The sequence below is a fragment of the Mesorhizobium sp. M1342 genome, from assembly GCF_040317955.1.
Taxonomy (GTDB): Bacteria; Pseudomonadota; Alphaproteobacteria; order Rhizobiales; family Rhizobiaceae; genus Mesorhizobium.
The window spans coordinates 82,501-109,456 of the sequence record NZ_JAMYLI010000009.1 but is presented as its reverse complement, the minus strand read 5'-3'; the positions used below and the strand labels follow the sequence as shown (position 1 = coordinate 109,456).

Sequence of the window (26,956 nt, the reverse complement as noted above, 5' to 3'; positions counted from 1 at the left end):
GCGACGCCATCGGATTTGAAATGCAGGCCTAACCACGAGCGGGTTCGAGCTCCCGGGCAAGAGCGACGAAAACGCCTTGCGCCCGCGCGGTCTATCGGGCAAACCGGCCTTCCCCTGCGATTTTTCCCGCCCGAGGCCTCCATGTCCACGACGATTTCGCCGCTCGCGCCGAAGAAATACCCCAAAATGCCGGAAATCGAAGGGGTGCGCATCGCCACCGCCGAGGCAGGGATAAAGTACAAAAACCGCACCGATCTTTTGACCATGGTCTTCGATGAAGGCACCGCGATCGCCGGCGTGTTCACGAAATCGAAATGCCCTTCGGCGCCGGTCGACTTCTGCCGGCAGAATCTCGGCGCAGGCAAGGCCCGGGTGCTGGTCGTCAATTCCGGCAACGCCAACGCCTTCACCGGCAAGAGAGGCCGCGAGTCGACCGCGCTGACCGGCGAGGCGGCCGCGAAGGCGGCCGGCTGCACGGCAGCGGAGGTTTTCCTGGCCTCGACCGGCGTCATCGGCGAGCCGCTCGATACCAGCAAATTCAGCCATCTGCTCGCGGGACTGGTCAGCAACGGCAAGCCTGAGCTGTGGACCGAAGCGGCAAAGGCGATCATGACCACGGATACCTATCCGAAACTGGCGACCGCGACCGTCAAGCTCGGCGACACCGATGTCACCATCAACGGCATTTCCAAGGGCGCCGGCATGATCGCGCCCGACATGGCGACGATGCTCTCCTTCATCGCCACCGACGCGCCGATCGCCGCCCCTGTCCTGCAGGATCTGTTGTCGCGCGGCACGGCCAAGACTTTCAACGCGGTCACCGTCGACAGCGACACCTCGACCAGCGACACGCTGCTGATCTTCGCCACCGGCAAGGCCGCCAAGCGCGGTGCGCCGGAGATAACCGATCCCAGGGATGCCCGTCTCGGCGCGTTCCGCCGGGCGCTCGGCAAGGTGCTGAAATCGCTGGCGCTGCAAGTGGTGCGCGACGGCGAGGGCGCCCGCAAGCAGGTCGAAGTCACCGTCACCGGCGCCAAATCGGCGCGCTCGGCCAAGCGCATCGCGCTGTCGATCGCCAATTCGCCGCTGGTCAAGACGGCGGTCGCCGGCGAGGACGCCAATTGGGGCCGCGTCGTCATGGCCGTCGGCAAGGCCGGCGAACCCGCCGATCGCGACCGGCTGTCGATCTGGTTCGGCGACAACAGGCTGGCGCATGAAGGCGAGCGCGACCCCGGCTACTCCGAGGCCGCGACGTCGGCCTACATGAAGCGCGACGACATCCGCATCCGCGCCGATATCGGCATCGGCCGCGGCAAGGCGACGGTGTGGACCTGCGATCTCACCAAGGAATATGTCGCCATCAATGGCGATTATCGGAGCTGACGGTTTTGAGCTCCAGGCATCCGGCAAGCATGCTCGCGATCGTACGCCGCTACGAGGCGGCCGGCTTTCGCGCCTGGCCGGCAGCCGCCGTCCACTATGACGGCACCTGGGTGGTGCGGCTGACCGCCGGCCATCCTGCCAAGCGGCTGAACTCGGTCAATCCGCTCGATCCCGGCGATATCATGCACATGGCCGACCGTATCGGCCGGGCCAGCCGCCGTTTCGATGCCTATGGAAGGCCGCTGACGTTCCGCATGTCGCCGCTGTCGGGTCCAGATCTCGCCAGCCATCTCGACCGCGAGGGCTGGAGCCGGTTCGACGAGTCGCTGGTCATGCGGCTGCCGCTGGCCGGCGCGCAGCTCGACGCCGCCATGGACCAGATTCCGCTCAAGGACATCAGCCGCTTCATCGGCGCGTTGCTCAAGGTCAGCGGTTCGGATGTTTCGCTGCGGCCCGGCCTGTCGGAGATCATCGGCGCCATCCAGCCCGAAGCCGGGCTGTTCGCGCTCGAAGATGGAGCCGAGGCGCTGGCGACGCTTATCTGCGTCCATGACGGCGATCTCGCCGGCCTGTTCGAGGTCGCCACCGACAGATTGGCGCGCAACAGGGGCCATGGCCGCAACCTGATCCTGTCGGCGCTCAAATGGGCGCGGCTGCGGGGCGCGCGGGAAGCCTGGCTGCAGGTCGAGGCCAACAATGTGCCGGCGCTGGCGCTCTACCATTCGCTCGGCTTCGAGGAAGTCTATCGCTACCACTACCGCCGGCCGCCGGGTCATGAATGATGTCGTGACCGCCGGCAAGCGCCTGCTCCTGGTCGCCGCCTGCGCGCTTGTCGATGCCGACGGCCGGGTGCTTCTGGCGCAGCGGCCTCAGGGCAAGCAACTTGCCGGGTTGTGGGAATTTCCCGGCGGCAAGGTCGAGCCCGGCGAGACGCCCGAACAATGCATCATTCGCGAACTGCATGAGGAAATCGGCATCGAAACCGACATTCCGTGCCTGGCGCCGCTCACCTTCGCCAGTCATTCCTACGACGATTTCCACCTGCTGATGCCGCTGTTCATCTGCCGCCGCTTTCGCGGCATAGCCCATCCCAGGGAAGGGCAGGCGCTGAAATGGGTGCGGCCGAAGCAGATGCGCGACTATCCGATGCCGCCGGCCGACGCGCCGCTGATCCCGTTCCTCATCGATCTTCTCTGAGGCTCGCGTCCGGTCGGTTCCTGGCCGAGGCGTGTATCAGCCAGCGTTAATGGAAGATTTATATCGTCGTGAAAAATTGAAGCATGGCCGTTCGCGGCCGAGCCGTCGATTTGCCGGGGAGCGATAGCATGAACCTAGACAGGGATTGGGATTCGATCCGGCCCGAGCGCGGCTTTCGCGCCGCCGATGCGGGCATGGGCATATTGCGCATCACGCTGCTGTTCGGTTCGGCCGCGGTGGCGCTGGCGCTGATTGTAACCCCTTTCCTCGACAGCCAGACACGCTCGCTGTCGGCCCGTGATGGTTTCGGCGGGCTTGACATGGCGGCGACAGGCTCGATCGGCCATCGCGAAACCTACACGCTGCGCCGCAGCGTGCTGCAGCCGCAGCCGAGCTCGGTCTGCATCATCAGGTCCAATGGCAGGAGCAGCGGCGACTGCTGACATGGTTAAGAGATTTCGGAAAGGCGGCGGTTTCATCGCCTGTTAAGCCTTTGCCGTTAACCTTTCTTAACAGGTCGGCTGTAGGGTCCCGGACAGAGGGGTTGAGGCCATGAAAGCAGTCCTGCTGGGTTTTTTGAACGACGAGACCGGCGCCACGGCCGTCGAATATGGCGTGATCATCGCCGTGCTGTCGCTGGCCATCATCGGCGGTATCGGTGAGGTCCGTGACGGGATCGTCTGGCTGTTCAGCGACAACAACAGCAAGCTTGCGAACGCTTTCGCACCCACTCCCTGATCCAACTTTTCCGCGCCTGCGGGCAGGATCATTGCCCGTCGGGCGCCTCCAGGATTGTTTTCAGCGAGACCTTGGCCGACCCTGGCTTCAGCGGTTTTTGCTGCGATGCGTCGGGCGCCCAGCCGGACATCCAGACAATCGAGAAACTTGCCCTGACACGGCCATCGGGGTCGGAAAACCGCTCGGCGTAGATTTCCGCCGCGCGGGCAAACAGCTTGCGCGAGCCCGGCCGCCGGCTGCGATCGGTGAGCGCATTGGTTTCGCCCATGGCCCGCAGATCCGCCATCAGGTTGAACAGGCTGGCATAGCGCACGGTCACCGTCTCGACGTCGGCGACCGGCAGAGCGAGACCGGCGCGCTGCAGCAGCGCACCGGCATCGCGCACGTCGGTGAACGGGGCGACACGCGGGCTGGCGCCGCCGTAAAGCTCGGTCTCGGCCGAAAGCAGGCTTTCGCGCAATTCGAAAAGCGTACCGGCGCCGGCAAAGGCGCCGAGGAAAAGCCCATCCGGCCGCAACGCACGGCGGATCTGGATCAGCATGCCGGGGATGTCGTTCATGGCCTGCAGCGACAGAAGCGACACCGCCAGATCGAGGCTTTCCGCTTCGAACGGCACGGTTTCGAGCGGTGCGATCAAGCCGGCGCCGCCACCGCTCAGGAAGGCCGTGTCCGCCTCGACGCGGACAATGTCGGCGACCTTGCTGCTTTCGGCGAGCGTTTCGGCCGCCGCCGGCGTCTGGCAAAACAGCACAGCCGCCTTGCCGAACCTGCGCTCGACGGCGCCCAGCCGGTCGGCAAGGTCCTCGGCCGTGCGGCGCATGAGAAAGTCCGCACCGTCGACCGGATGGGCAAGCGCGCGCCGCTTGTGCGCCAGCCACAGAGAGGTATCCATTATCGGCTGCAACGGGCAGATCCTTTGTTTGTCCACGCTCCGAGATCGTTGATATAGTGGCGTGCAGGAGCAACCACCTGGCCGATCCGATGCCCAAGATCAAGTCCATCGGAATAACGAACCTGGCCCGGTCGGTTGTCGGCTGGCCGGCGCGGATGCTGTTTCCGCCGGTCTGCGCCGGTTGCCGCCGGCATGTCTCGCAGCCAGGCGTGCTGTGCGGCGCCTGCTGGCCGAAGCTCAGGCTGCTGGAGCGGCCATGGTGCCCGGTCATGGGCACGCCGTTCACCCACCATATGGGCGAAGGCTTTCTGTCGGCCGAGGCGATTGCCGATCCGCCGCCTTTCGAGCGGGCGCGGGCGGCGGTCGCCTATTCCGGCGTTGCCCGACAGATGGTGCAGGGGCTGAAATACCAGGATCGCACCGATCTGGCACCATGGATGGCGCGCTGGATGGTTCGCGCCGGTGCCGATCTCATCGCCGACGCGGATGTGGTGGTGCCGGTGCCGCTGCACTGGCGGCGCTTTTTCAGGCGGCGCTTCAACCAATCTGCGGAACTGGCGAGGGCCGTCTCGACGCTCAGTGAATTGCCCTTCGCCCCCTCGGCGGTGCGGCGCGTGAAACTCACCCGCCAGCAGGTCGGGCTGGAGCGCGGGGAACGCGAGGAAAATGTGCGGGCCGCCTTTCGGGTACCCGCCGAGGCGGAAATCGAGATCGCCGGCCGCAGGGTGCTTTTGATCGACGATGTCTACACCACCGGCGCCACGGTGCGCTCCGCCACCAAGGCGCTGAAAAGGGGAGGTGCGGCCGCCGTCGACGTGCTGACCTTTGCCCGTGTGTTGCCGGGGGACTTCCGGGCGGACGAGTCCGCGACTATATAAGTCGGCAACGAACAGCGGAAATTCGTCATGGTCGATGTCACGATCTACACCCGCATGATGTGCGGCTATTGCACGGCAGCCAAGCGGCTGCTCGAGCGCAAGGGCATAGCCTTTACCGAGCACGATGCCTCCTTCTCGCCGGAACTGCGCCAGGAGATGATCTCCCGGGCGCATGGCCGCTCGACCTTTCCGCAGATTTTTATCGGCGATACGCATGTCGGTGGCTGTGACGATCTCCACGAGCTGGAGGCCGAAGGCCGGCTCGACAAACTGCTCGCTGACGGCGCGACGAATTAAGGGAATGACGATGGGTGTTTTCAAAGCCGCTGCGATCCAGATGCGTTCAGGCGAGAGCCCCGAGCGCAACGCCGTCGATCTCGAACGGCTGGTGCGTGAAGCAGCTGGCCAAGGTGCCGCCTACATCCAGACGCCGGAAATGACCGGCGCGCTGATCCGCGACAAGGAAGCTCGCGCCGCCTCCTTCACCTCCGAGGACAAGGATATCGTCGTTTCGACCGCGCGCAAGCTGGCCAAGGAACTCGGCGTCTTCCTGCATATCGGCTCGACAGCCATTTTACGCGCCGACGGCAAGCTCGCCAACCGGGCGCTGCTGTTCGGGCCGGACGGCGCCACGCTCGCGACATACGACAAGATCCACATGTTCGACGTCGATCTCGACAATGGCGAGAGCTGGCGCGAATCCGCCGCCTATGAGCCGGGCACCGAGGCCGTCGTCACCGAGATCGAGGGTGCAAAGCTCGGCTTCGCCGTTTGCTACGATCTGCGCTTTCCGCAACTCTTCCGCGCCGAGGCACTGGCCGGCGCCGACCTGCTTTCCGTACCTGCCGCCTTCACCCGGCAGACGGGTGAGGCGCACTGGCATGTGCTGCTCAGGGCCCGCGCCATCGAGAATGGCGCCTATGTCGTCGCCGCCGCGCAGGGCGGCTTGCATGAGGATGGCCGCGAGACCTACGGTCATTCGCTGATCGTCGATCCGTGGGGCCGTATCATCGCGGAAGCCGCGCATGACGAGCCGGCGGTGATCATCGCCGAGATCGACCCGGCGCAGTCGCTTGCCGCGCGCAAGAAGATCCCCAATCTCAGGAATGCGCGGGATTTCGCCGTCAATGCTGGCTTGGGCGAGGCGCCGCGGCTCAGGGGTGCAGCCTCTTGATCCGTTTTGCCCTGATCTGTGAGCACGAGCACGAATTCGAAGGCTGGTTCCGCAGCAACGACGATTTCGACACCCAGAAGAAGCGCGGCTTTGTCGATTGCCCCACCTGCGGTTCGCACAAGGTGCAGAAAGCGCTGATGGCGCCGGCTGTCTCCACGGCGCGCAAGCAGGAAACCATAGCGCTCGCCATGGGCGAGGCGCAGAAGCAGGCTCTGGCGCAGCTGAAGGCGATGGCCGAGAAGGTGCGCGAGAATGCCGACTATGTCGGCGACAAGTTCGCCGAGGAAGCGCGAAAGATCCATTTCGGCGAGAGCGACCCGCGCGGCATCTATGGCGAGGCGACGCTGGACGAGGCCAAGAGCCTGGCCGAGGATGGCGTCGAGTTCATGCCTATCCCGGTATTCCCGGACGATCGCAACTGACCGGCTAGCTGACGCTACCGATCAATTTCTCAAGCAGCCGAGAGAGCGTTTCGCGTTCCGCCTGCGTCAAGCCCGAGAGAACCGCGTGCTCGTTGGCCACGTGGGCGGTAACGGCCTCGTCGACCAGCGCCAAGCCCTTTTCGGTCAGCCTCACGACAATGCCGCGTCTATCGTTGGGATGAGGCCCACGCAGGATCAATCCGGACGTTTCGAGCCGGTCGAGCCGGTTGGTCATGGCGCCCGATGTGACCATCGTCGCTTCATAGAGAGCGGTCGGCGTCAGCGCATAGGGTGAGCCAGCGCGGCGCAGCGTCGCCAGCACGTCGAACTCGCCCGACTGCAATCCATAGCGGGCAAACAACGGCGCCAGGCGCTCGCGGGCGATCAGCGAGGAGGCCTCGTTCAGCCGTCCGAGCACGGCCATCGGCGAGACATCCAGATCGGGCCGCTCCCGCTTCCATTGCTCGATCGCTCTTGCTGCCCTGTCCAACTGTCTCACCATTATTTATCTTGACGTTAAGAATCTTGCCATTATCTTATCGTAACATGCAATGCCGGCCAAGAGCCGCCGCGCTACAGGATTCGGTCAATGAAACTTCTCTGGGATTCGGCGCTCGGCCTGCTGGTCGTCACCGGCGGCCTGCTCGGCCTGACGCTGCCCTTCGGCAAGCTCGCCACGGCTGCCGGCGTGCCGGCCATGGTCTGGGCCTTCGTCATCTCGCTCGGCGCCGGCGGGGTCTTGCTGTGCGTGCTCTTGGCTCGCGGCAAGCGGGTCCGGCTCACCGCGCACAAACTGCGCTATTTCTTCGTCACCGCCGCGGTGTCCTATGCTGTCCCCAACCTCCTGATGTTCTCGGCCATCCCGCATCTGGGCGCCGGCTACACCGGCATCATGTTCACCCTGTCGCCTGTCATCACACTGGTGTTCTCGATCCTGTTGCGTGTCCGGCGCCCCAACATGCTGGGCATTGTCGGCATCGCCGTCGGCTTCGTCGGCGCTGTCATGGTGGCGGTGACGCGCGGCGAGGCCGGCCAGCCGGCCGATTTGTTCTGGGTGGCGATGGGGTTGCTCATTCCGGTCAGCCTTGCCGTCGGCAACATCTACCGCACGGTCGACTGGCCGGACGGCACCGGCCCGATCGAGCTTGCCGTCGGCAGCCATCTGGCGTCAGCGGCGATGCTGCTTGCCGGCATTCTTCTCCTGTTCGGCGGCGAGGCTTTCGTGCCACTCGGCGGCGTGCCGCTGGTGGTGGTCGCGCAGGTCGCGTCGGCGTCGGCGATGTTTGCCTTCTTCTTCAGGCTGCAGGCGGTTGGCGGTCCGGTCTATCTCAGCCAGATCGGTTATGTGGCGGCCGCCGTCGGCCTGTTTGCCGGAACCATCTTCCTCGGCGAGCACTATCAGTTGCTGACCTGGGCAGGCGCGCTCATCATCACTGCCGGCGTGTTCATCACCACCAGGGCACAAAGCCAGAAGGGTCGAGTTCCTGCAGCCGGAGCCGCCTTGCCGATCCGTTAGGCCTGGCTCGCGTCAAAGATTTTCCTGAGAGCCGGCGGGGCAACATTTCGCCATGACATCCGTATTGCGCTGCGAAATGTCTTTCATCGCATGCGTCAAGAATGATCGACGTCCAGCCCTTTCGTCCCCATCCACCAGGCACTGGCTTGAAAACCAGCGGTTCGGCTGCAGTCGTCATCTCTTGCTGGCCGATGTCGAGCTTTATGACGGCGCGATCGTTTTCGGGCAGCGACATGAAGATGCGATTGCGTACCCGGAAGTCGGCCTTGCCGAAATGCGATTTCTCGGCCGCTTCGGGAAGCTCAAGCGCCAATTGTCGGGCTCTCACACTGTCCACGGCCCGACAAATCTCCAGATCAGCCTTCAGACCGAGCCTTTTTCCGCCAGGACCATGTAGTTGACGTCCATGTCCTTCGACCGCGCCCAGCGGTCGGCCAGCGGGTTGTAGGTGACGCCGGTGCGGTCGATGATGGTCAGGCCGGCGCCGCCAAGCGCCTTTTCGAGCTCTTCCGGGCGCACCAGCTTGCCGAACTGGTGGGTGCCGCGCGGTAGCCAGCGCAGCACATATTCGGCGCCGATGATGGCTAAGCCCAGCGCCTTCAGCGTGCGGTTGATGGTGGCCACGAACATGATGCCGCCGGGCCGCACCATCTCGCCGCATTTGGCGACGAACAGGTCGATGTCGGCGACATGCTCGACCACTTCCATGTTGAGGATGACGTCGAATTTCTCGCCGGCGTCGGCAAGGTCCTCGGCCGTCGTGGCGCGGTAGTCGACGCTGACATTGCCCTCGGCGGCGTGCAGTTTGGCCACTTCGATGTTGGTTTCGGAGGCATCCGCACCCACAACCTCGGCGCCAAGCCGCGCCATCGGCTCGCACAGAAGTCCGCCGCCGCAGCCGATGTCGAGGATGCGCAGGCCCTCGAAAGGCCTTGCAGCGCGCGGGTCACGGCCGAAGCGCGTCGCTATCTGGTCGCGGATATAGGCCAGCCGGACCGGATTGAATTTGTGCAGGGGACGGAACTTGCCGTTCGGGTTCCACCATTCGGCGGCAAGGGCGGAAAAGCGTTCCACTTCTCCGGCATCGATCGTCGATCGTCGGGGCTCTGGCATCGATAGGTCTCCTCGACACTACAGCGCCGCGCGTCCTCTTGGACGCGCAAAGGACGCTGTAGCACTTTAGATTCTGCGCATGATCCTTTCCGAAATCGACTTCGATTTCGGGGTCATGCGCTAGGAAGTCGGGCGTGAGGCCGCGAATGTCAAGGCAACAATTTTCGATGCTGCCCAAGGGACTGACAGACTGGCCGAGCTGGCAGCCTGCCTAGTTCGTGCCGAGCACGTCACGCAGTTTCGCCGCCAGTTGCTCGATGGTGAAGGGCTTGGCGAGGAAATGCACGTCGTGGTCGAGCACGCCATTGTGGACCACGGCGTTCCTGGTGAAGCCGGTGGTGAAGATCACCTTCAGCAGCGGCATGCGGGCAACGGCCTCTTCCGCCAGCTTGCGGCCGTTCATGGCGGGCATGACGATATCGGTGAACAGAAGGGCGACGTTCGGGTTCTCCGCCAGTTTCTGCAACGCTTCCTCGCCACTCGCTGCATGAATGACGGTGTATCCGAGTTCGCGTATGGCCTCGGTGGTGGAGACCCTCACGCGGGCATCATCCTCGACGACAAGGATCGTTTCGGTGACCGGTGCGGCGGGGTTGTCGCCTCGCCCGGCGGGCACGGCCGGCTCTTCGGCGCCGAAATACCGCGGCAAGTAGATCTTGATCGTCGTGCCTTCGCCGGGTTCGGAATAGATATTAACGTGGCCGCCCGACTGTTTGACGAAGCCGAACACCTGGCTCAATCCCAGGCCGGTGCCCTTGTTGACCGGCTTGGTGGTGAAGAAGGGTTCAAAGGCCTTGGCCATGACATCGGGGGTCATGCCCGAACCGGTGTCGCTGACGGCGATCATCACATACTGGCCGGCCGCGACTTCGGCATGCGCGGCGGCGTAGCTCTCATCGAGATGGCTGTTGGCGGTCTCGATGGTCAGCTTGCCATCATCGCCCATGGCGTCGCGCGCGTTGACGGCCAGGTTGAGAACGGCGTTCTCGATCTGGCTCGGGTCGGCATGGGTTTTCCACAAGCCTCCCGCCAGCACCGTTTCGATGCGGATGGTTTCGCCGAGTGCCCGCCGGATCAGGTCGGACATCCCGGTCAGCAGGCGGTTGGCGTCGACGATCTGCGGCGCCAGCGGCTGCTGGCGCGAGAAGGCGAGCAGCCGGGCCGTCAGATTGGCGGCACGGGTCGCGGCATCGATCGCCGCGTCGATGAATTGTGCGATGTCGTACTCGCCGCGCGCCAGCTTGCGCTGGGCGAGATTCATGGCGCTGATGATCACCGCCAGCATGTTGTTGAAGTCGTGGGCGATGCCACCTGTAAGCTGGCCGACCGCCTCCATCTTGTGCATCTGGCGGATCTGGGATTCGGCCTTTTCGCGCGTATCGATCTCCTTGCCGAGGGCGACGTTCTTGCGCACCAACTCATCTTGGGCAACGGCAACCTCACGGAAGCGGCGGCGCGATTCCCTGATCGCGTAGCCGGCAAGCAGGAAGATCGCCAGCAGCGCCGCCAGCGAACCGATGCGTAGCCAGGCCTCGACCTGGTCGGTATGCGCGTCGCGCGCGGCGACGGCTGCGGCGCTGATGCGTCGGACCGTGTCCATGCTGGTCCGGATTTCGTCCATGACGGCCTTGCCCTGTCCGCTGCGAACCAGATCCAGCGCATTCGTCGCATTGCCCTGGTCGTACAGGGCAATCGTCTCGGCCAGTTCAGCCTGCTTTTGCGAAAGCGCGTCCTTGATATGGCTGATCTGCTGGACGAGCTGGTCGTCGGGGGCAGTCAAGCTGTCGATGCGGGCAAGTTGCCCCGGAATGGCGCCGACAGCGCGCTGATAGGGATCGAGATAGGTTTTCTCGCCGGTCAGCAGATAGCCGCGTTGGCCGCTCTCTGCATCTTGCGCCAGCGAAAGCAGTCCCGAAAGCAATTGCTGATATTCGATTGCCTCGCGCGCGGCGGCGCGGTTGGCCCGCTGTTCCTCGACCAGAATGGCACGGCTGCCGACAATCAGCGCCAGCACGGCAAAGCCGGCGACAAGCGGGAGCGATTGCCATCGCATGGCACGTCGAAGACGAGCAATCATCATCTGTTATGCCGAACCAAAAGAATTCCCCGCAGGCAGCATTTCGTAGGCGGCGGCGGGGCGGAAGGCAATATGCCGGCTTCTGGAGCCGCAATCGGCCGCCAGCCTTGCGGAACCTTCATCATTTGGCTAAGGAGGCCGCGCATTCAGCGGCCGGCGTCAGCCGGCCTTCCGCTTTTCGGGATTCCGGCTTTTGGCGGGTCCGGCTTCAGGCAAAGGCATTTCGCTCCCATGGCGCGCATCGTGATGAAATTCGGCGGAACCTCGGTCGCCGACATCGCCCGCATCCGCAACGTGGCGCGTCACGTCAAACGCGAGGTCGACGCCGGCCATGAGGTGGCGGTGGTCGTTTCGGCGATGGCCGGGAAAACCAATGAACTGGTCGGCTGGACGCGTGAGGCCTCGCCGATGCACGACGCACGCGAATATGATGCGGTCGTCGCTTCCGGCGAGCAGGTCACGGCCGGCCTTCTAGCCATCACCTTGCAGAATATGGGCGTGCATGCCCGCTCCTGGCAGGGCTGGCAGATCCCGATCAAGACCGACAATGCGCATGGCGCGGCGCGCATCCTCGACATCGACGGCGCGTTCCTGATCAAGCGCTTCGGCGAGGGCCAGGTGGCGGTGATCGCCGGGTTCCAGGGCATCGGCCCGGACAATCGCATCGCCACGCTCGGCCGCGGCGGCTCCGACACCAGTGCTGTCGCCATCGCCGCGGCGGTCAAGGCCGACCGCTGCGACATCTACACCGACGTCGACGGGGTCTACACCACCGATCCGCGCATCGAGCCCAAGGCGCGGCGGCTGGCCAAGATATCGTTCGAGGAAATGCTTGAAATGGCTTCGCTCGGCGCCAAGGTTCTGCAGGTGCGTTCGGTCGAGCTTGCCATGGTGCACAGGGTGCGTACCTTCGTGCGGTCGTCCTTCGACGATCCCGACGCGCCCGGAATGGGGGATTTGCTCAATCCGCCCGGAACGCTCATTTGCGACGAGGAAGAGATCGTGGAACAGCAGGTCGTCACCGGAATTGCCTACGCCAAGGACGAAGCGCAGATTTCGCTGCGCCGGGTCGGCGACCGGCCGGGCGTTGCCGCCGGCATCTTCGGGCCGCTGGCCGAGGCCAACATCAATGTCGACATGATCGTCCAGAACATTTCCGAGGACGGCAAGTTCACCGACATGACCTTCACCGTGCCGTCGGGCGATGTCGACAAGGCGCTGGCCGTGCTTGAACGCCTCAAGGCCTCGATCGGCTACGATGTCGTGCAGTCGGAAGCCGGCATGTCGAAGGTTTCGGTCATCGGCATCGGCATGAGGAGCCATGCCGGCGTCGCCGCCACCGCTTTCAAGGCGCTGGCCGACAAATCGATCAACATCCGCGCCATCACGACCTCCGAGATCAAGATTTCGATCCTGATCGACGGTCCATATACGGAACTTGCGGTTCGTACTTTGCATTCCGTCTACGGTCTGGATAAGCAGTAGCGAGAACGATTTGAGTTGTTGCGTGTGCGCCGGTCGCGGTGGAAACTGCGGCGGGCAGAATGCCCATTGGAGAACAAGCCGCGATGCGTGATCAGGCCAGTGGCCCGCGCGTTTTGCTCAAACGGCTCCGCGAGCTCATGCAGGAGCCGCTGGAGCCGCAGGAGCGGCTTGACCGGATTGTGCGCGACATCGCCTCCAACATGGTCGCGGAAGTCTGCTCGCTCTATGTGCTGCGCGCCGATTCGGTGCTCGAACTCTACGCCACCGAAGGTCTGAACCCGAACGCCGTCCATTTGGCGCAGTTGCGGCTGGGCCAAGGTCTGGTCGGCACGATCGCAGCCAGCGCGCGGCCGCTCAACCTGTCCAATGCGCAGGAACACCCTGCCTTCGCCTATCTGCCGGAGACCGGGGAAGAGATCTACAACTCGTTCCTCGGCGTGCCGGTGCTGCGGGCAGGGCGCACGCTGGGCGTGCTGGTGGTGCAAAACAAGACCATGCGCCACTACCGCGACGACGAGGTCGAGGCGCTGGAAACCACCGCGATGGTGATCGCCGAGATGATCGCCACCGGCGATCTGGCGCGGCTGACCCGGCCCGGCCTCGAACTCGATCTGCGCCGTCCTGTCAGCTTCACCGGCCTGTCCTTCAATGAAGGCGTCGGGCTCGGCCATGTCGTGCTGCACGAGCCGCGCATCGTCGTCACCAATCTGTTCAACGAAGACAGCGAGGAAGAGGTCCGCCGGCTCGAGACCTCACTCAGCTCGCTCAGGCTGTCCATCGACGACATGCTGGAACGCCGCGACGTCGCCTTCGAAGGCGAGCATCGCCAGGTGCTGGAAGCCTATCGCATGTTCGCCAACGATCGCGGCTGGGTGCGACGGCTGGAAGAGGCCATCCGCAACGGCCTGACGGCGGAAGCCGCGGTGGAAAAGGTGCAGAGCGACATGCGCGCCCGCATGCTGCACATGACCGATCCCTATCTGCGCGAGCGGATGAGCGATTTCGACGACCTCGCCAACCGCCTGCTGCGCCAGCTGATGGGGCGCGGGCCGGAAGATGTCGCGGCATCGCTGCCAAAGGACGCCATCATCGTCGCCCGTTCGATGGGGGCCGCCGAGCTGCTCGATTATCCCCGCGACAAGATGCGCGGGCTGGTGCTCGAGGATGGTGCCGCGACCAGTCACGTCGTCATCGTCGCGCGTGCCATGGGCATCCCCGTCGCCGGCCAAATGAAGGGCGCCGTTTCCATGGCGGAAAACGGCGATGCCATCATCGTCGACGGCGAAGAGGGCGTGATCCATTTGCGGCCGCAGCCAGATCTCGAGGCCGCCTACGCCGAAAAGGTGCGTTTCAGGGCGCGCCGGCAAGAGGTCTACCGCGAGCTGCGCAAGAAGCCGTCGACGACCAGGGATGGTGTCCAGGTCGATTTGCTGATGAATGCCGGTCTTGCCGTCGACCTGCCGCAGCTTGCCGAAGCGGGCGCGGCCGGCATCGGCCTGTTCCGCACCGAATTGCAATTCATGGTCGCTTCCACTTTTCCCCGGGCCGAGGCCCAGGAAAAGCTCTACCGCGACGTGCTCGAGGCGGCGCGCGGCAAGCCGGTCACCTTCCGCACCATCGATATTGGCGGCGACAAGGTGCTGCCCTATTTCAAGGGTGCGATCCAGGAAGAGAACCCGGCGCTTGGCTGGCGGGCGATCCGCCTGACGCTCGACCGGCCAGGGTTGTTGCGCACCCAGATCCGCGCTTTGCTCAAGGCCAGCGGCGGCCGCGAATTGAAGCTGATGCTGCCGATGGTGACCGAGCTGGGCGAGATCGCCCAGGCACGCGAGATCATCGACCGCGAGGTGCGGCATTTGTCGCGCTTTGCCCATCATTTGCCGACCAGCCTGAAGCTGGGGGCGATGTTGGAAGTGCCGTCGCTATTGTTCCAGCTTGATGAATTGATGAAGGCGGTCGATTTCGTCTCGGTCGGTTCGAACGACCTGTTCCAGTTCGTCATGGCCGTCGACCGCGGCAACACGCAACTGGCCAACCGCTTCGACACGCTGTCGGCGCCGTTCCTGCGGGTGCTCAAGCAGATCGCCGATGCCGGCGTCCGCAACAATACGCCGGTGACGCTGTGCGGCGAACTCGCAGGCAAGCCGATTTCGGCGATGGCGCTGATCGGACTCGGCTTCCGTTCGATCTCGATGTCGCCGGCATCGATCGGTCCGGTCAAGGCGATGCTGACGGAACTGCCGCTGGACGAGTTGAAGGCGTTTTTCGACGACAATCTGATGGCTCCGGCACAGGGCTTGCCGATGCGAGCGCTGCTGCAGGCCTTTGCCGACGACCGTTCGATCCCGTTGTAGCAGCCTCATCATGGTCAATTTGCCCCGCGATCGTATGGATCAAGTCGTCAAGCGTTTCGAGATGCTCGAAGCGCAGATGTCGGCCGGCCCGGCGCCGGATGCCTATGTGCGCATGGCGTCCGAATATGCCGAAATCCAGGACATGGTTGCCAAGGTCAGGGCGCTGCGCCTGGCCGAGCATGAGCAGGCCGATCTCGAAGCCATGCTTGCCGACAAGGGCACCGATGCCGAGATGCGGGCGCTCGCCGAGGCCGAGCTGCCGGAGGTCGAAGACCGCATCGAGGCGCTGCAGAAGGACATTCAGATCCTGCTGTTGCCCAGGGATGCCGCCGACGACAAGAACGCCATTCTCGAAATCCGCGCCGGCACCGGCGGAGACGAGGCGGCGCTTTTCGCCGGCGACCTGTTTCGCATGTATGAGCGCTACGCCGCCGAACGCGGCTGGCGTTTCGAGACGGCCTCGGCCAGCGATGGTGACGCCGGCGGCTACAAGGAAATCATCGCCACCGTGTCCGGCAAGGGCGTCTTTGCGCACCTGAAGTTCGAATCCGGCGTGCACCGCGTGCAGCGCGTGCCGGCAACCGAGGCGAGCGGGCGCATCCACACCTCGGCGGCAACCGTCGCGGTGCTGCCAGAAGCCGAAGAGGTCGACATCGACATCAGGGCCGAAGACATCCGCATCGACACGATGCGCGCCTCGGGTTCGGGCGGCCAGCACGTCAACACCACCGATTCGGCCGTCCGCATCACCCATCTGCCGACCGGCATCATGGTCGTGCAGGCGGAGAAATCGCAGCATCAGAACCGCGCCAAGGCCATGCAGATCCTGCGGGCCCGGCTCTATGATCTGGAGCGCGGCAAGGCTGACGAGGAGCGTTCCGAATCGCGCAAGTCGCAGGTCGGTTCCGGTGACCGCTCGGAACGCATCCGCACCTATAATTTCCCGCAAGGCCGCGTCACCGACCACCGCATCAATTTGACGCTGTACAAGCTCGACCGGGTAATGATGGGCGAACTCGATGAGATCATCAACGCGCTGATCGCCGATCACCAGTCGAAATTGCTCGCCGACATCGGCATCGATGACTGACCTGCCCGATGCACTCGGGCCGCTGCTGCGGGAAGCGCGGGCTCGGCTCGGCGCTACCGTCGACGACCCGGCGCTCGATGCGCGGCTGATCGTCGAGCATTTTTCGGGCACGACGCGCACGCAAGCCATTGCGGACCCCGAACGCAGGCTCGGCGCCGGCGTTGTTGCCGAAATCGATGCCGCCTTGAGACGTCGCGCTAGCGGCGAACCGGTGCATCGCATCCTCGGCTATCGTGAATTCTACGGTTTGCGCCTGTCGCTGTCGCCGGAAACGCTGGAGCCGCGGCCGGATACCGAAACGCTGGTCGAGGCGATATTGCCCTTCGTCAAGGTAGTTGCGGCGCGGGAAGGCGGGTGCCGCATCCTCGATCTTGGCACCGGCACCGGCGCCATTGCGCTGGCGCTGCTCAGTGTCGTGCCGACGGCTAACGCCACGGGCGTCGACCTGTCCGCGGGTGCGCTGGTGACGGCGGCGCGCAATGCCGGGCAACTGGGTCTTGCAGGCCGGTTCACGACGCTGCAGTCGGACTGGTTCGAAAAAGTTTCCGGCCGGTACCATGTAATTGTCGCAAACCCTCCCTATATAACCACGGAAGACATTGGAAATCTGCAGGACGAAGTCCGCAATTTCGACCCGCGCCTGGCCCTGGATGGCGGCGCGGACGGTCTGAACCCCTACAGAACCATCGCTGCGGAAGCGGCAAGGTTTTTGGAAACTGAAGGCAGGATTGCGGTCGAGATCGGCCAAACGCAACGCAACGAGGTCTGCGAGATATTCGCTGCAGCCGGCTATGGGCCGGGCGGTGCTTTTCGTGACCTCGGTGGAAACGACAGGGTTGTTGTCTTTGAAAGGATAAAGCCTTGACGCAGTGCAAAAAAGCGCTTGGCAATGCCGGGGAATGCGGCTAGGGTCGCCTTAACCGGATGAGACGAAGCAGGCAGTGCTCTTAGCGATTCGGTTTTCCTTGGAAATAGCTGCCTTCTTGCGCAAACGATGCCCAAGCTTCGTGCGGGAATCGTCCGGCAAGTGATGTAACCGGAACAGGATGGCACGTGGCGCCAACGCAATCGATGCGGGCGAACGCCGGTGAAGAGACGAAACGGCTGGCTGCATGAGCGCCTCCGTTCGTGAAGAGTTTTTCGAAAATTTCAAAATGAAGAGAGTTTGATGAGGCCACAACAGCAGAACAGGCGCATGCGCGGTCGCAACAATAGTGGCGGCGGCGGTGGTAACAATAACAACAACAATAACAACAACAACCGCAAGGGGCCTAATCCCCTGACGCGCAACTACGAGAGCAATGGCCCGGATGTGAAGATCCGCGGTTCGGCTCAGCAGATCGCCGAAAAATACGCCACCCTTGCCCGCGATTCTCACAGCTCCGGCGACCGGGTCATGGCGGAGAACTATCTCCAGCACGCCGAGCACTACAATCGCATCATCGCGGCCGCACAGGCGCAGATGCCGATCCAGAACGCGCAGCAGAATCGCGATGATTTCGACGATGACGGCGACGAGGATCGCGACGATTTCGACAATGGCGGCAACAACAACAGCAACACTGTTTCCGACGTCCAGATCCCGGTGATCAACCATGGCGCCGGCCCGCAGCCGGTCATCGAAGGGACGCCTGCCGAGGTTGCGCTCAACCGGGAAGGTGGCCGCGAGGCCCGCGATAACAATGGCGGGCGTAACAATGGTGGCCGCGACAACAATGGCGGGCGCCATCGCGATCGTCGCCCCAATGGCGGTTATGGCCAGAACGGCCAGCGCGACTTTGGTTCACCCGTGGAACAAGGTGGTCAGCCCCAGGGCAACGAGACCCCGGTTCAGGGCGAAGCCGTTTCGCCGACCGAATCTGTAGCGCCGGCCGAACCGGCTCCGTCGTTCGAGAATCTTTCCCCGGCAGGTCTTGCCGCCCAGGCCGAACTCAACGAGGCGGCCGCCGAAAGCGGGGCTGCCCGTCGTCCGCGTCGTCCGCGCCGCCCGCGCGTGAACGCCGATCAGGTTGATGGCGGTGGCGAAAGTGCCGAGGCGGCCCCAGTCGAAAGCGGCAATGCCCAGCCGGTCAATGTCGATATCGACAACTGATCGAACGGCACCTCAAGACATGGAACGGCGGGGAGAAATCTCCGCCGTTTTCGTTTGGGCGGCCGTGCAATATTATGAAGTTGCCGATATCGAGACGTCTTGAGGGTTCGGAGCTTGTGCACCATATCAGCCTCAACTGGACCCGGCTCGACCGGGCGGGTCCGTCACCGCAATCGGATCCGGTGCCGCAAAGCGGGCCGGTGATGGAAGGAGACAGATATGAACCTCGAGAAATACTCAGAGCGTGTGCGCGGCTTTATCCAGGCCGCGCAGACTATGGCACTTTCCCGCAACCACCAGCAATTCACCCCTGAACATATCCTGAAAGTGCTCGTCGACGACGATGAGGGCCTGGCCGCGTCGCTGATCGAACGCGCCGGCGGCAACGCCCGCGACGTCAAGCTTGGCGTCGAGACGGCGCTCGAAGCGATGCCCAAGGTCGAGGGCGGCAATGGCCAGCTCTATCTGGCGCAGCCGCTGGCAAAAGTGTTTTCGACCGCCGAGGAACTGGCCAAGAAAGCCGGCGACAGCTTTGTCACGGTGGAGCGGCTCTTGCAGGCGCTCGCCATGGAGAAATCGGCCAAGACCGCCGACATACTGGCCAAGGCCGGCGTCACCGCGCAGGCGCTCAACCAGGTCATCAACGATGTCCGCAAGGGCCGCACCGCCGATTCGGCGAGTGCCGAACAGGGCTACGACGCGCTGAAGAAATACGCGCGCGACCTGACCGCGGATGCCCGTGCCGGCAAGCTGGACCCCGTGATCGGCCGTGACGACGAGATCCGCCGCACCATCCAGGTGCTGTCGCGCCGCACCAAGAACAATCCCGTGCTGATCGGCGAACCCGGCGTCGGCAAGACGGCGATCGCCGAGGGCCTGGCGCTGCGCATCGTCAATGGCGACGTACCGGAATCGCTGAAGGACAAGCAGCTGATGGCGCTCGACATGGGCGCGCTGATTGCCGGCGCCAAATATCGCGGCGAGTTCGAGGAGCGGCTGAAGGCCGTGCTCTCCGAAGTCACCTCGGCCGACGGCAACATCATCCTGTTCATCGACGAGATGCACACGCTGGTCGGCGCCGGCAAGGCGGATGGCGCCATGGATGCTTCGAACCTGTTGAAGCCGGCTTTGGCGCGGGGCGAGTTGCACTGCGTCGGCGCCACCACGCTCGATGAGTATCGCAAGCATGTCGAGAAGGATGCAGCGCTTGCCCGCCGCTTCCAGCCGGTGTTCGTCGACGAGCCGACGGTGGAAGACACCGTCTCGATCCTGCGCGGCCTGAAAGAGAAGTACGAGCAGCACCACAAGGTGCGCATTTCGGATTCGGCGCTGGTGGCGGCGGCGACGCTGTCCAACCGCTACATCGCCGACCGCTTCCTGCCGGATAAGGCGATCGACCTGGTCGACGAAGCCGCATCGCGGCTGCGCATGCAGGTCGATTCCAAGCCCGAGGCGCTGGACGAGATCGATCGCCGCATCATGCAGCTCAAGATCGAACGCGAGGCGCTTAAGGTCGAGACGGACGACGCCTCGAAGGATCGGCTTGCCCGCCTGGAAAAGGAACTCGTCGGCCTTGAGGAAGAATCGACCGAGATCACCGCCAAATGGCAGGCCGAAAAGCAGAAGCTCGGGCTGGCCGCCGATCTGAAGAAGCAGCTCGACGAGGCGCGCAACGACCTTGCCATTGCCCAGCGCAAGGGTGAATTCCAGCGCGCCGGCGAGCTTGCCTATGGCAAGATCCCGGAGCTGGAAAAGAAGCTGAAGGAGGCCGAAACCCAGGACGGCAAAGCCGGCATGGTCGAAGAGGTGGTCACCCCCGATCATGTCGCCCATATCGTCTCGCGCTGGACCGGCATTCCGGTCGACAAGATGCTGCAGGGCGAGCGCGACAAGCTGCTGCGCATGGAAGATGAGATCGGCAAGCGCGTCGTCGGCCAGGGCGAGGCGGTGCAAGCTGTCTCGAAGGCCGTGCGGCGTGCCCGCGCGGGCTTGCAGGATCCGAACCGGCCGATCGGCTCGTTCATGTTCCTCGGACCGACGGGCGTCGGCAAGACCGAATTGACCAAAGCGCTGGCGAGCTTCCTGTTCGACGACGAGAGCGCGATGGTGCGCATCGACATGTCGGAGTTCATGGAAAAGCACTCGGTCGCCCGGCTGATCGGCGCACCTCCCGGCTATGTCGGCTATGAGGAAGGCGGCGCGCTGACCGAAGCGGTGCGGCGCCGGCCTTATCAGGTCGTGCTGTTCGACGAGATCGAGAAGGCGCATCCCGATGTGTTCAACGTGCTGTTGCAGGTGCTCGATGACGGCCGCCTGACCGACGGGCAGGGCCGCACGGTCGACTTCCGCAACACGCTGATCATCATGACGTCGAACCTGGGCGCCGAATATCTCGTCAATCTCACCGAGGATCAGGACGTCGATCTGGTTCGCGACGAGGTGATGGGTGTCGTCAGGGCGTCGTTCCGGCCGGAGTTCCTCAACCGCGTCGACGAGGTGATCCTGTTCCACCGCCTGCGCCGGCAGGATATGGGCCGCATCGTCGAGATCCAGCTCAAGCGGCTGGAGAGCCTGCTTGTCGATCGCAAGATCACACTTTCGCTGGACCAGGAGGCGGTCGATTGGCTGGCCGCCAAGGGCTACGACCCTGCCTATGGCGCGCGACCGCTGAAGCGAGTGATGCAGAAGGAATTGCAGGACCCGCTGGCGGAGAAGATCCTGCTCGGCGACATCCTCGACGGCTCGACCGTCAAGGTGACAGCCGGTTCCGATCGGCTGAACTTCCGCTCGAAACCGACGATTGTGGCGGCGGAAGTGGCAGCCTGATCCAAAGCCGCGCGTCCATCCTGGACGCGCGGCTTTTTCATATAAACGGGGGCGGGGATGACGCTGGACGACTATAACAGCTTCTGCGCATCGCTGCCTGCGACGAGCCATGTCGTCCAGTGGGGCGGAGCCCATGTCTGGAAGGTCGGAGCCAAGGTCTTCGCGATCGGCGGCTGGGACCAGGGCCAGCAGCTCTTCGTCACGTTCAAATGCTCCGAAATCGCCTATGATGTGCTCAAGGAGCAGCCGGGCCTGCGACCAGCGCCCTATCTTGCCTCGCGCGGCATGACATGGATCCAGCGTCGGACAAGCCAGAGCATGGATGATGCTGCGCTGAAAGACTATCTGCGCGAGAGCCATCGCCTTGTTGCCCTGAAACTGACGAAGCAGGCGCGCAAGGAATTGGGGCTTGCCGCAGGCTAGCCAATATTCGTCGAGGTGCCGGGAAACCGCCATCTTCATGCCCGGTTCATGTTGGAACCATATGGTGGGTAACTGGTTTGCTGGCGAGGGGCTTCGCCAGAGAACAATGCCGGGCGGCGGCAATTACGGACCGGAGAGTTTCGCCACTATGCTGCGTACGATCTTCACCCTTTCGGTACTTGCCGGCGGGCTTTTGTCTGCCAATGCAATCGCTGCCCCAACGCAGGACAGCGCACCACCGATTGTCCGTGCCGCCGATACCGGGGGCATCCTTATCGCCCAGGACGGCAATCTCGACATCTACTACGACGCTAGAGGCAACCGCGTCATCGTCGATGCCGATACCGGCAAGGTCATCGCCATCCAGCCGCCGCAGACCCGGCTCGACCGTCGTGCCCTGCGCCGTGAGACACGACTGCGCGAATTGGGCCGCGCCCCCGACGGCGACGACCGCTACTATCTCGACGATCCGGAAGACATGGCGCGGTTCCGCCGCCAGCAGTTGGAAGAGGAAGGCCGCGTTATCCCGCCGCCGGCGGACGAGTACGATCCCTATGGGGACAATTCCGTCGAAGCCTATCCTCCCCCACCGCAGGACGATGGCAGCTACGACGACAATTATCCCGACGCGCCGCAGCCGGCGAAGCCGGGCACCATCAAGCGCCAGCCGCTGAACGAGGCCTCGATAGACCCTGCCCAGCCGGCGATACCCGCCGATCAGGCGGCTCTGCCACCAAAGGCTGACGACAAGGCCACTGTTGCCCCAGCACTTTCGCTGGGAGCGCGCCAGGATGTCGCCGCCCTTCAGGTGCTGCTCGACCGGGGTGGCGCTTCGCCTGGCGTCATCGACGGGCGTTTCGGTTCGAATGTCGACAAGGCGCTCGCTGCCTACAACCAGATCACCGGCGCCAATCTGCGATCGACCGACGCGGTCGCCATCCAGGCGGCACTTGCGCAATCCGGCGGCGATGCCTTCGCCAACTACACGATCACAGCGGAGGATGCGGCCGGTCCCTATGTCGCGTCGATCCCGGAAGACTACAGCCAGAAGGCGCAACTCGACCGCATGGGTTATACGTCCGTGACCGAGGCGCTCGCGGAGCGCTTCCACATGGACGAGAATTATCTCAAAGCGCTCAACCCGGACGTCGATTTCAATCGTCCCGGCACAACCATCAAGGTCGCCAATTTCGGAAAACTGGTTTCGACGCCGGTGGCCCGCATCGTCGCGGACAAGGACAAGAAAGAGGTTTTCGCCTATGATGCCGGCGGCAGACTGGTCGCGGCCTATCCCGCAACCATCGGCTCATCGGACACGCCGTCACCGTCCGGCATACACACGGTGTCGCGCGTCGCGCTCGATCCGAACTACACCTACAACCCCAGCATCAATTTCAAGCAGGGCCAGAACGACAAGGTCCTGACCATTCCGCCGGGCCCGAACGGCCCGGTCGGCTCGGTCTGGATCGCCCTGGACAAGCCGACCTACGGCATCCATGGCACGCCGGATCCGTCGAAGATCGGCAAGACCGAAAGCCATGGCTGCGTGCGCCTGACCAACTGGGATGCGCGTGAACTGGCCAAGCTGGTGTCGCCGGGTGTGACGGTGGAGTTTGTCGGCGGACCTTCAGCCGATGATTTTGCGCAGCAGTGAACTGTGAAGTGCGGCGGCATAGACCAGATGCACGATCAGAATGAAACCGAGCTTTCAAGTGGTTGCCTCACCGAAATCCCCGCCGGCTGCGTGTAACGGCGCCAGCATGACTGTGCCATTTGCGCCCTGACAGAGTGCGACCTGGCCAAACGGCTGGTTTCAGCGACAGCAAGCCACTGGCTGGTTGTTGCCGGTGCGCTAGGGGTTTAAGCAAGATTTCATGCATTCACCGAGTAAAGCTGCCGCCGTCCCGCTGACCAGCCCGGTCAGGAATGGGACGTTCTGTCCGCAGTCGCAGCGGCGATTTGTGCTGATCGCGGCAATTCTGGCCTCGGCGCTTGGCTTCATAGACGGCTCGATCCTGGCCATCGCCACACCGGCGATCCGCGTCAACCTCGGCGCCAGCCTTGCCGAGGCGCAGTGGATTTCCAATGCCTATGCGTTGACGCTGTCGGCGCTGATCCTGGCCGGGGGTGCCGCCGGCGACCGATTCGGCCTACGCCGCGCCTTCGTGGCCGGCATTGCGCTGTTCATCGTCGCTTCGCTTGCCTGTGCGCTGGCGCCGAATGCCATTGTGCTGATCGCATTTCGTGCCGTCCAGGGCATTGGCGCAGCGATCATGGTGCCCGGCAGCCTCGCCATCATCGCCAAGGCCTACCCGAAGAAAGAACGCGGCCGCGCTATCGGCATCTGGGCGGCGGCTTCAGCGCTGACCACGGCACTTGGCCCGGTGTTCGGCGGTTTCGTGCTGTCGGCCTTCGGCGACGGCATCTGGCGGGCGATCTTCGCCATCAACCTGCCGCTCGGGCTTATTTCGATCTGGCTTCTGCTGGCCAAGGTTCCAGCCGATACGCCGACGGAGAAACGCAGCCTGGATCTCGGCGGTGCAGCGCTCGCGACATTGGCCTTCGGCGCGCTTGCCTATGGGCTGACCTCGATGAGCGCCAGCGGCGAGGGCCTCATGGCAGGGCCGAGCATTGCCGCAGGCGTCGTATTGCTGGCTGTCTTCATCTTCTTCGAGCTTCGGCAGCGTGAGCCGATGATCGACCTCAGCCTGTTTCGTGTCGGTGCTTTCGCCGGTGCCAATGTGGCGACGTTCTTCCTCTATTTCGCGCTATCGGCCAACCTTTTCTATCTGCCGATGCTGCTGATCGCCGGCTGGGGGCTGAGCACGGCCGAGGTCGGCTTCATCTTCCTGCCTTTGTCGGCAGCGATCGCGCTTTTGTCGGGACCTGTCGGCAAGCTGTCGGACCGGATCGGACCGCGTTTTCCGATCGCCTGCGGCAGCCTGGTAGTGGCTTTCGCGTTTGCCGGGCTGGCCTTGCTCACCTACGCCGGTATCCATAATTTCTGGACCGGAACATTCCCGCTGATGGGGCTGATGGGGCTCGGCATGGCTCTGGTCGTATCGCCTTTGTCGACCGCGATCATGACGGCGGTGGAAGACAAGGACACGGGGGCGGCCTCCGGCATCAACAATGCCGTCTCACGCATCGGCGGTTTGATCGCGGTGGCGGCGATGGGCTCGCTTGCCGCATGGGTTTACGCGAATGCGCTGGACGCGAGCGCAACGCCGGGCATCCCAGGATTTGGTGAACCGGCGCCAGCCGGGCTTGGGCCGGCCATCGATGCGGCGAGGCTCGCCGCCAGCGACGCCGCTTTTGCCGCGGTCTCTTCGGTGACCGCGCTGCTTTGCCTGTTTGCGGCTGTCATCGCCTGGACGACCATTCCCGGTGAGCGATTGCCATGGTCGCGACAGGCCGAAGATCAGCAAGGCTGAAGCGGGTCAACCGTCGATCTTGGCGCTCGCAACCTTCAGCGAATCGCTGTCTTCCTGCTTCAGCAGTTCGTCGATGCGCTCGCGCTCGCGCTTGAAGGCAACGAGGTCATCGCCCTTCAGCACCTTGCCGACCGGCAGGCGGACACGCATCGGATCAACCTTGGTGCCGTTGACGATCAGTTCGTAGTGAAGATGCGGGCCGGTGGCGAGGCCGGTCTGGCCGAGGAAGCCGATGGTCTGGCCCTGGCGGACGTGCACGCCCGGTTCGATGCCTTTGGCAAAAGCGCTCTGGTGATTGTATGATGTCTCATAGCCATTGGCATGGCGGATGATGATCTGCTTGCCGTAACCGCCGGCCCAGCCGACCTTCTCGACCGTGCCGTTGCCGGCGGCGATGATCGGCGTGCCGATCGGCGCGGACCAGTCGACGCCGGTGTGCATGCGGACATAGCCGAGGATGGGATGCCTGCGGGCGCCGAAACCGGAGCGGAATTTCCCGGCGGGCAGGGGATTGCGCAACAGGAACTGCTCGGCGCTCGAGCCGTCCTCATCGAAATAGTCGGTGCCGCCGTCCTGCATCTGGAAGCGGTAGAAGTTGCGGGTCTGGCCGCCGAACGTCGCCGAGACGTAAAGAAGCTCGGAGCTGTCCGAGGTCTGGTCGTCACCGTCGGGCTGCGAGAACAGGACTTCGATGCGGTCGGCGGGGCTGAGGCGGGACTGGAAGTCGACGTCGGACGCCAGCAACTTGATCAACCGCTGCGTCATCACCTTGGACATGCCGTAGGAATAGGCGGCGCGGTAGATGCCGTCATAGACGTTGGGCAGGTTGCCGCGCACCACCACGGGCGCCGACGAATCATCGAAGGCCGTCAGCAATTCGGGGTTCGGATCCGGTTCCTGCGCCGGCACATACTGGCCGCGATCGTTGAGCGCGATGGTGACGATGTGCTGGGTCCGGTCATAGACGCTGGTGCGCACGACCTTGGCGGCATCGCCGTGAACCTCAAGACCGACACGCAGCACGGTTCCAGCTTTGAGCGCCGTTGCGTTGAGCAACTTGGCGATGGCTTCGGCCATTCCGGTGGCATCTTCACCCGTGTAGCCCGAATTAGCAAAAGCCTCGGTGACGTCGAGATCCTTGGTGAAGGGGATGATTTCCTCGGCGAAAGCCGGCGCCTGGTCGTCAACAGTGGCGCGGGGCGCCACCGAGACATTTTCCGGCACGATCTTGACGTCGTAGGAGCCCGCCATGCTCTCGGCAAAAGCTTCGCCGAATCGCTGCGGGTCGACATAGTGAAGTGAAGCGACCTGCACGGCGCCGTCGCTGAGGTCGGTGCCGGCTTCGCGCACCACTTTTTCCACCTCGTCGGCGGAGAGGTCACTCTTTTCGTCGAAGGAAGCCGTTTCGATCGGAAAATCGATGGTCTTCAGGCTCATCTCGCTTTCGACCTTGGCGCCGTAGATCTGGCCGGAAGCGGCAGAGGCCGTCGCCGGCTGGGCATTGTCGTCGCTGTCGTCGCCGAACACCTGCATCGGGTCGAAGGGTGGGTAGGCGCGGCTGGTGGTGTGGCCGGCGGCAAGGGCCATCTTGATCTGGACGAAAGGCATGGTGTGGATGACGTCGCGGTCGCCGACCTTGGTGACCATCGACACTTCCATGCGGCGGCGGTCCTTGGCCTTTGCGATCTGACGCGGCGCCACCAGCCTGGTGGTCTTGGCGACTTCACCGGAATCCCCGTTGCCGGCAAGGCTGATCAACTCGGCGATCTCGGGTGGGGTGGCCAGCTGCTGACGGCCGTCAAGGGCGGCGAACAGCGCCACGCCCATCAGCACGCTCGAGGTCACGCCAGTGAGAAATGTTC

24 protein-coding genes and 1 pseudogene (1 of these 25 cut by a window edge) are annotated in these 26,956 nt (G+C 63.9%); 19 read left to right on the top strand and 6 right to left on the bottom strand.

All coding sequences use genetic code 11. The features are described from left to right. Positions 1-141 precede the first annotated feature (141 nt). The 5 genes from argJ to NKH06_RS11375 all read left to right on the top strand — a co-directional run bounded on the left by argJ (position 142) and on the right by NKH06_RS11375 (position 3,318). Positions 142-1,383 carry a bifunctional glutamate N-acetyltransferase/amino-acid acetyltransferase ArgJ gene (argJ, locus tag NKH06_RS11395; protein ID WP_128304559.1) on the top strand — a complete coding sequence of 414 codons (1,242 nt, stop codon included), beginning with the start codon at positions 142-144 and terminating at the stop codon, positions 1,381-1,383. Between the two features lie 29 nt (positions 1,384-1,412). After that, positions 1,413-2,165 (top strand): GNAT family N-acetyltransferase, encoded by a 753-nt coding sequence (locus NKH06_RS11390; protein ID WP_352753242.1) that lies wholly within the window; start codon positions 1,413-1,415, stop codon positions 2,163-2,165. Then, on the top strand, positions 2,158-2,580 hold the full coding sequence (locus NKH06_RS11385) for a (deoxy)nucleoside triphosphate pyrophosphohydrolase (RefSeq protein ID WP_292455459.1): 423 nt from the start codon (positions 2,158-2,160) through the stop codon (positions 2,578-2,580). The genes NKH06_RS11390 and NKH06_RS11385 overlap by 8 nt, the downstream gene beginning before the upstream one ends. 128 nt (positions 2,581-2,708) lie before the next feature. After that, the gene (locus NKH06_RS11380) at positions 2,709-3,023 is read left to right on the top strand and encodes a hypothetical protein (protein ID WP_352753245.1); all 315 of its coding nucleotides are present in this window, start codon (positions 2,709-2,711) and stop codon (positions 3,021-3,023) included. A 109-nt stretch (positions 3,024-3,132) separates the two neighbouring features. Continuing rightward, positions 3,133-3,318, top strand: coding sequence for a Flp family type IVb pilin (locus NKH06_RS11375; RefSeq protein ID WP_352441702.1), 186 nt, complete (start codon positions 3,133-3,135; stop codon positions 3,316-3,318). Positions 3,319-3,346: 28 nt separating this feature from the next. Here NKH06_RS11375 and NKH06_RS11370 read toward each other — a convergent pair whose 3' ends face one another. Continuing rightward, positions 3,347-4,222: a methyltransferase domain-containing protein gene (locus NKH06_RS11370; protein ID WP_023811154.1), complete on the bottom strand. Its 876-nt coding sequence runs from the start codon at positions 4,220-4,222 to the stop codon at positions 3,347-3,349. Between the two features lie 65 nt (positions 4,223-4,287). Here NKH06_RS11370 and NKH06_RS11365 point away from each other — a divergent pair, with 65 nt between their 5' ends. Genes NKH06_RS11365 through NKH06_RS11350 form a run of 4 tightly spaced genes read left to right on the top strand, consistent with a single transcriptional unit; the run spans position 4,288 to position 6,684 of the window. Next, the gene (locus NKH06_RS11365) at positions 4,288-5,088 is read left to right on the top strand and encodes a ComF family protein (protein ID WP_023811155.1); all 801 of its coding nucleotides are present in this window, start codon (positions 4,288-4,290) and stop codon (positions 5,086-5,088) included. A gap of 27 nt (positions 5,089-5,115) precedes the next feature. Next, on the top strand, positions 5,116-5,385 hold the full coding sequence (gene grxC / locus NKH06_RS11360) for a glutaredoxin 3 (protein WP_023811156.1): 270 nt from the start codon (positions 5,116-5,118) through the stop codon (positions 5,383-5,385). A gap of 10 nt (positions 5,386-5,395) precedes the next feature. Continuing rightward, positions 5,396-6,262 (top strand): carbon-nitrogen hydrolase family protein, encoded by an 867-nt coding sequence (locus tag NKH06_RS11355; protein WP_023811157.1) that lies wholly within the window; start codon positions 5,396-5,398, stop codon positions 6,260-6,262. After that, positions 6,259-6,684 (top strand): DUF1178 family protein, encoded by a 426-nt coding sequence (locus NKH06_RS11350; RefSeq protein ID WP_023811158.1) that lies wholly within the window; start codon positions 6,259-6,261, stop codon positions 6,682-6,684. Before NKH06_RS11355 ends, NKH06_RS11350 begins: the two co-directional genes overlap by 4 nt. Before the next feature lie 4 nt (positions 6,685-6,688). Here the strand turns inward: NKH06_RS11350 and NKH06_RS11345 are convergent, their stop codons facing one another. Continuing rightward, positions 6,689-7,174: a MarR family winged helix-turn-helix transcriptional regulator gene (locus tag NKH06_RS11345; protein WP_023811159.1), complete on the bottom strand. Its 486-nt coding sequence runs from the start codon at positions 7,172-7,174 to the stop codon at positions 6,689-6,691. A gap of 99 nt (positions 7,175-7,273) precedes the next feature. On the opposite strand from NKH06_RS11345, the gene NKH06_RS11340 reads away from it, so the two are divergent. Continuing rightward, a complete protein-coding gene (locus NKH06_RS11340) occupies positions 7,274-8,200 on the top strand; it encodes a DMT family transporter (protein ID WP_023811160.1) in 927 nt (308 codons plus the stop codon). Here the strand turns inward: NKH06_RS11340 and NKH06_RS11335 are convergent. The 3 genes and pseudogenes from NKH06_RS11335 to NKH06_RS11325 form a co-directional block, all read right to left on the bottom strand. After that, a pseudogene (locus NKH06_RS11335) lies at positions 8,197-8,537 on the bottom strand (MmcQ/YjbR family DNA-binding protein). The gene NKH06_RS11340 and the pseudogene NKH06_RS11335 sit on opposite strands and share 4 nt — an antisense overlap. 26 nt (positions 8,538-8,563) lie before the next feature. Next, on the bottom strand, positions 8,564-9,313 hold the full coding sequence (gene ubiG / locus NKH06_RS11330) for a bifunctional 2-polyprenyl-6-hydroxyphenol methylase/3-demethylubiquinol 3-O-methyltransferase UbiG (protein ID WP_023811162.1): 750 nt from the start codon (positions 9,311-9,313) through the stop codon (positions 8,564-8,566). A 211-nt stretch (positions 9,314-9,524) separates the two neighbouring features. Then, positions 9,525-11,366 (bottom strand): CHASE3 domain-containing protein, encoded by a 1,842-nt coding sequence (locus NKH06_RS11325; protein ID WP_352893084.1) that lies wholly within the window; start codon positions 11,364-11,366, stop codon positions 9,525-9,527. Positions 11,367-11,621: 255 nt separating this feature from the next. Here NKH06_RS11325 and NKH06_RS11320 point away from each other — a divergent pair, with 255 nt between their 5' ends. The 9 genes from NKH06_RS11320 (at position 11,622) to NKH06_RS11280 (ending at position 25,094) form a co-directional block, all read left to right on the top strand. Next, positions 11,622-12,875, top strand: coding sequence for an aspartate kinase (locus NKH06_RS11320; protein WP_013529459.1), 1,254 nt, complete (start codon positions 11,622-11,624; stop codon positions 12,873-12,875). A gap of 83 nt (positions 12,876-12,958) precedes the next feature. Further along, positions 12,959-15,229, top strand: a complete 2,271-nt coding sequence (ptsP, locus tag NKH06_RS11315; protein ID WP_027038177.1) for a phosphoenolpyruvate--protein phosphotransferase — start codon at positions 12,959-12,961, stop codon at positions 15,227-15,229. A gap of 10 nt (positions 15,230-15,239) precedes the next feature. Next, on the top strand, positions 15,240-16,319 hold the full coding sequence (gene prfA, locus NKH06_RS11310; RefSeq protein WP_352675599.1) for a peptide chain release factor 1: 1,080 nt from the start codon (positions 15,240-15,242) through the stop codon (positions 16,317-16,319). Next, positions 16,312-17,184 (top strand): peptide chain release factor N(5)-glutamine methyltransferase, encoded by an 873-nt coding sequence (gene prmC, locus NKH06_RS11305; RefSeq protein WP_352893081.1) that lies wholly within the window; start codon positions 16,312-16,314, stop codon positions 17,182-17,184. Before prfA ends, prmC begins: the two co-directional genes overlap by 8 nt. Positions 17,185-17,487: 303 nt before the next feature. Continuing rightward, a complete protein-coding gene (locus tag NKH06_RS11300) occupies positions 17,488-18,411 on the top strand; it encodes a DUF4167 domain-containing protein (protein ID WP_352893079.1) in 924 nt (307 codons plus the stop codon). Between the two features lie 219 nt (positions 18,412-18,630). Beyond that, positions 18,631-21,237 carry an ATP-dependent chaperone ClpB gene (clpB, locus tag NKH06_RS11295; protein ID WP_352893078.1) on the top strand — a complete coding sequence of 869 codons (2,607 nt, stop codon included), beginning with the start codon at positions 18,631-18,633 and terminating at the stop codon, positions 21,235-21,237. A gap of 57 nt (positions 21,238-21,294) precedes the next feature. After that, a complete protein-coding gene (locus NKH06_RS11290; RefSeq protein WP_352675609.1) occupies positions 21,295-21,660 on the top strand; it encodes an MmcQ/YjbR family DNA-binding protein in 366 nt (121 codons plus the stop codon). Positions 21,661-21,808: 148 nt separating this feature from the next. Then, complete coding sequence (locus tag NKH06_RS11285; RefSeq protein WP_352675611.1) at positions 21,809-23,314, top strand: L,D-transpeptidase family protein; 1,506 nt, start codon at positions 21,809-21,811, stop codon at positions 23,312-23,314. Positions 23,315-23,534: 220 nt separating this feature from the next. Further along, positions 23,535-25,094: an MFS transporter gene (locus NKH06_RS11280; protein ID WP_352893077.1), complete on the top strand. Its 1,560-nt coding sequence runs from the start codon at positions 23,535-23,537 to the stop codon at positions 25,092-25,094. A gap of 6 nt (positions 25,095-25,100) precedes the next feature. Here NKH06_RS11280 and NKH06_RS11275 read toward each other — a convergent pair whose 3' ends face one another. Continuing rightward, positions 25,101-26,956, bottom strand: the 3' portion of a protein-coding gene (locus NKH06_RS11275) for a M23 family metallopeptidase (protein WP_352867443.1). Its footprint extends 112 nt past the window's final position; only the last 1,856 of its 1,968 coding nucleotides appear in the window; its start codon lies beyond the right edge, outside the window; it ends in the stop codon at positions 25,101-25,103.

Bases quoted from the DNA above. Each gene is read 5' to 3' on its own strand.
- grxC (WP_023811156.1), top strand. From the start codon at position 5,116: ATGGTCGATGTCACGATCTACACCCGCATGATGTGCGGCTATTGCACG.
- NKH06_RS11355 (WP_023811157.1), top strand. From the start codon at position 5,396: ATGGGTGTTTTCAAAGCCGCTGCGATCCAGATGCGTTCAGGCGAGAGC.
- prmC (WP_352893081.1), top strand. From the start codon at position 16,312: ATGACTGACCTGCCCGATGCACTCGGGCCGCTGCTGCGGGAAGCGCGG.
- NKH06_RS11280 (WP_352893077.1), top strand. From the start codon at position 23,535: ATGCATTCACCGAGTAAAGCTGCCGCCGTCCCGCTGACCAGCCCGGTC.
- NKH06_RS11285 (WP_352675611.1), top strand. From the start codon at position 21,809: ATGCTGCGTACGATCTTCACCCTTTCGGTACTTGCCGGCGGGCTTTTG.
- NKH06_RS11390 (WP_352753242.1), top strand. From the start codon at position 1,413: ATGCTCGCGATCGTACGCCGCTACGAGGCGGCCGGCTTTCGCGCCTGG.
- NKH06_RS11300 (WP_352893079.1), top strand. From the start codon at position 17,488: ATGAGGCCACAACAGCAGAACAGGCGCATGCGCGGTCGCAACAATAGT.
- NKH06_RS11385 (WP_292455459.1), top strand. From the start codon at position 2,158: ATGAATGATGTCGTGACCGCCGGCAAGCGCCTGCTCCTGGTCGCCGCC.
- prfA (WP_352675599.1), top strand. From the start codon at position 15,240: ATGGTCAATTTGCCCCGCGATCGTATGGATCAAGTCGTCAAGCGTTTC.
- NKH06_RS11375 (WP_352441702.1), top strand. From the start codon at position 3,133: ATGAAAGCAGTCCTGCTGGGTTTTTTGAACGACGAGACCGGCGCCACG.
- NKH06_RS11320 (WP_013529459.1), top strand. From the start codon at position 11,622: ATGGCGCGCATCGTGATGAAATTCGGCGGAACCTCGGTCGCCGACATC.
- NKH06_RS11325 (WP_352893084.1), bottom strand. From the start codon at position 11,366: ATGCGATGGCAATCGCTCCCGCTTGTCGCCGGCTTTGCCGTGCTGGCG.
- ptsP (WP_027038177.1), top strand. From the start codon at position 12,959: ATGCGTGATCAGGCCAGTGGCCCGCGCGTTTTGCTCAAACGGCTCCGC.
- NKH06_RS11340 (WP_023811160.1), top strand. From the start codon at position 7,274: ATGAAACTTCTCTGGGATTCGGCGCTCGGCCTGCTGGTCGTCACCGGC.
- clpB (WP_352893078.1), top strand. From the start codon at position 18,631: ATGAACCTCGAGAAATACTCAGAGCGTGTGCGCGGCTTTATCCAGGCC.
- ubiG (WP_023811162.1), bottom strand. From the start codon at position 9,313: ATGCCAGAGCCCCGACGATCGACGATCGATGCCGGAGAAGTGGAACGC.
- NKH06_RS11380 (WP_352753245.1), top strand. From the start codon at position 2,709: ATGAACCTAGACAGGGATTGGGATTCGATCCGGCCCGAGCGCGGCTTT.
- NKH06_RS11290 (WP_352675609.1), top strand. From the start codon at position 21,295: ATGACGCTGGACGACTATAACAGCTTCTGCGCATCGCTGCCTGCGACG.
- argJ (WP_128304559.1), top strand. From the start codon at position 142: ATGTCCACGACGATTTCGCCGCTCGCGCCGAAGAAATACCCCAAAATG.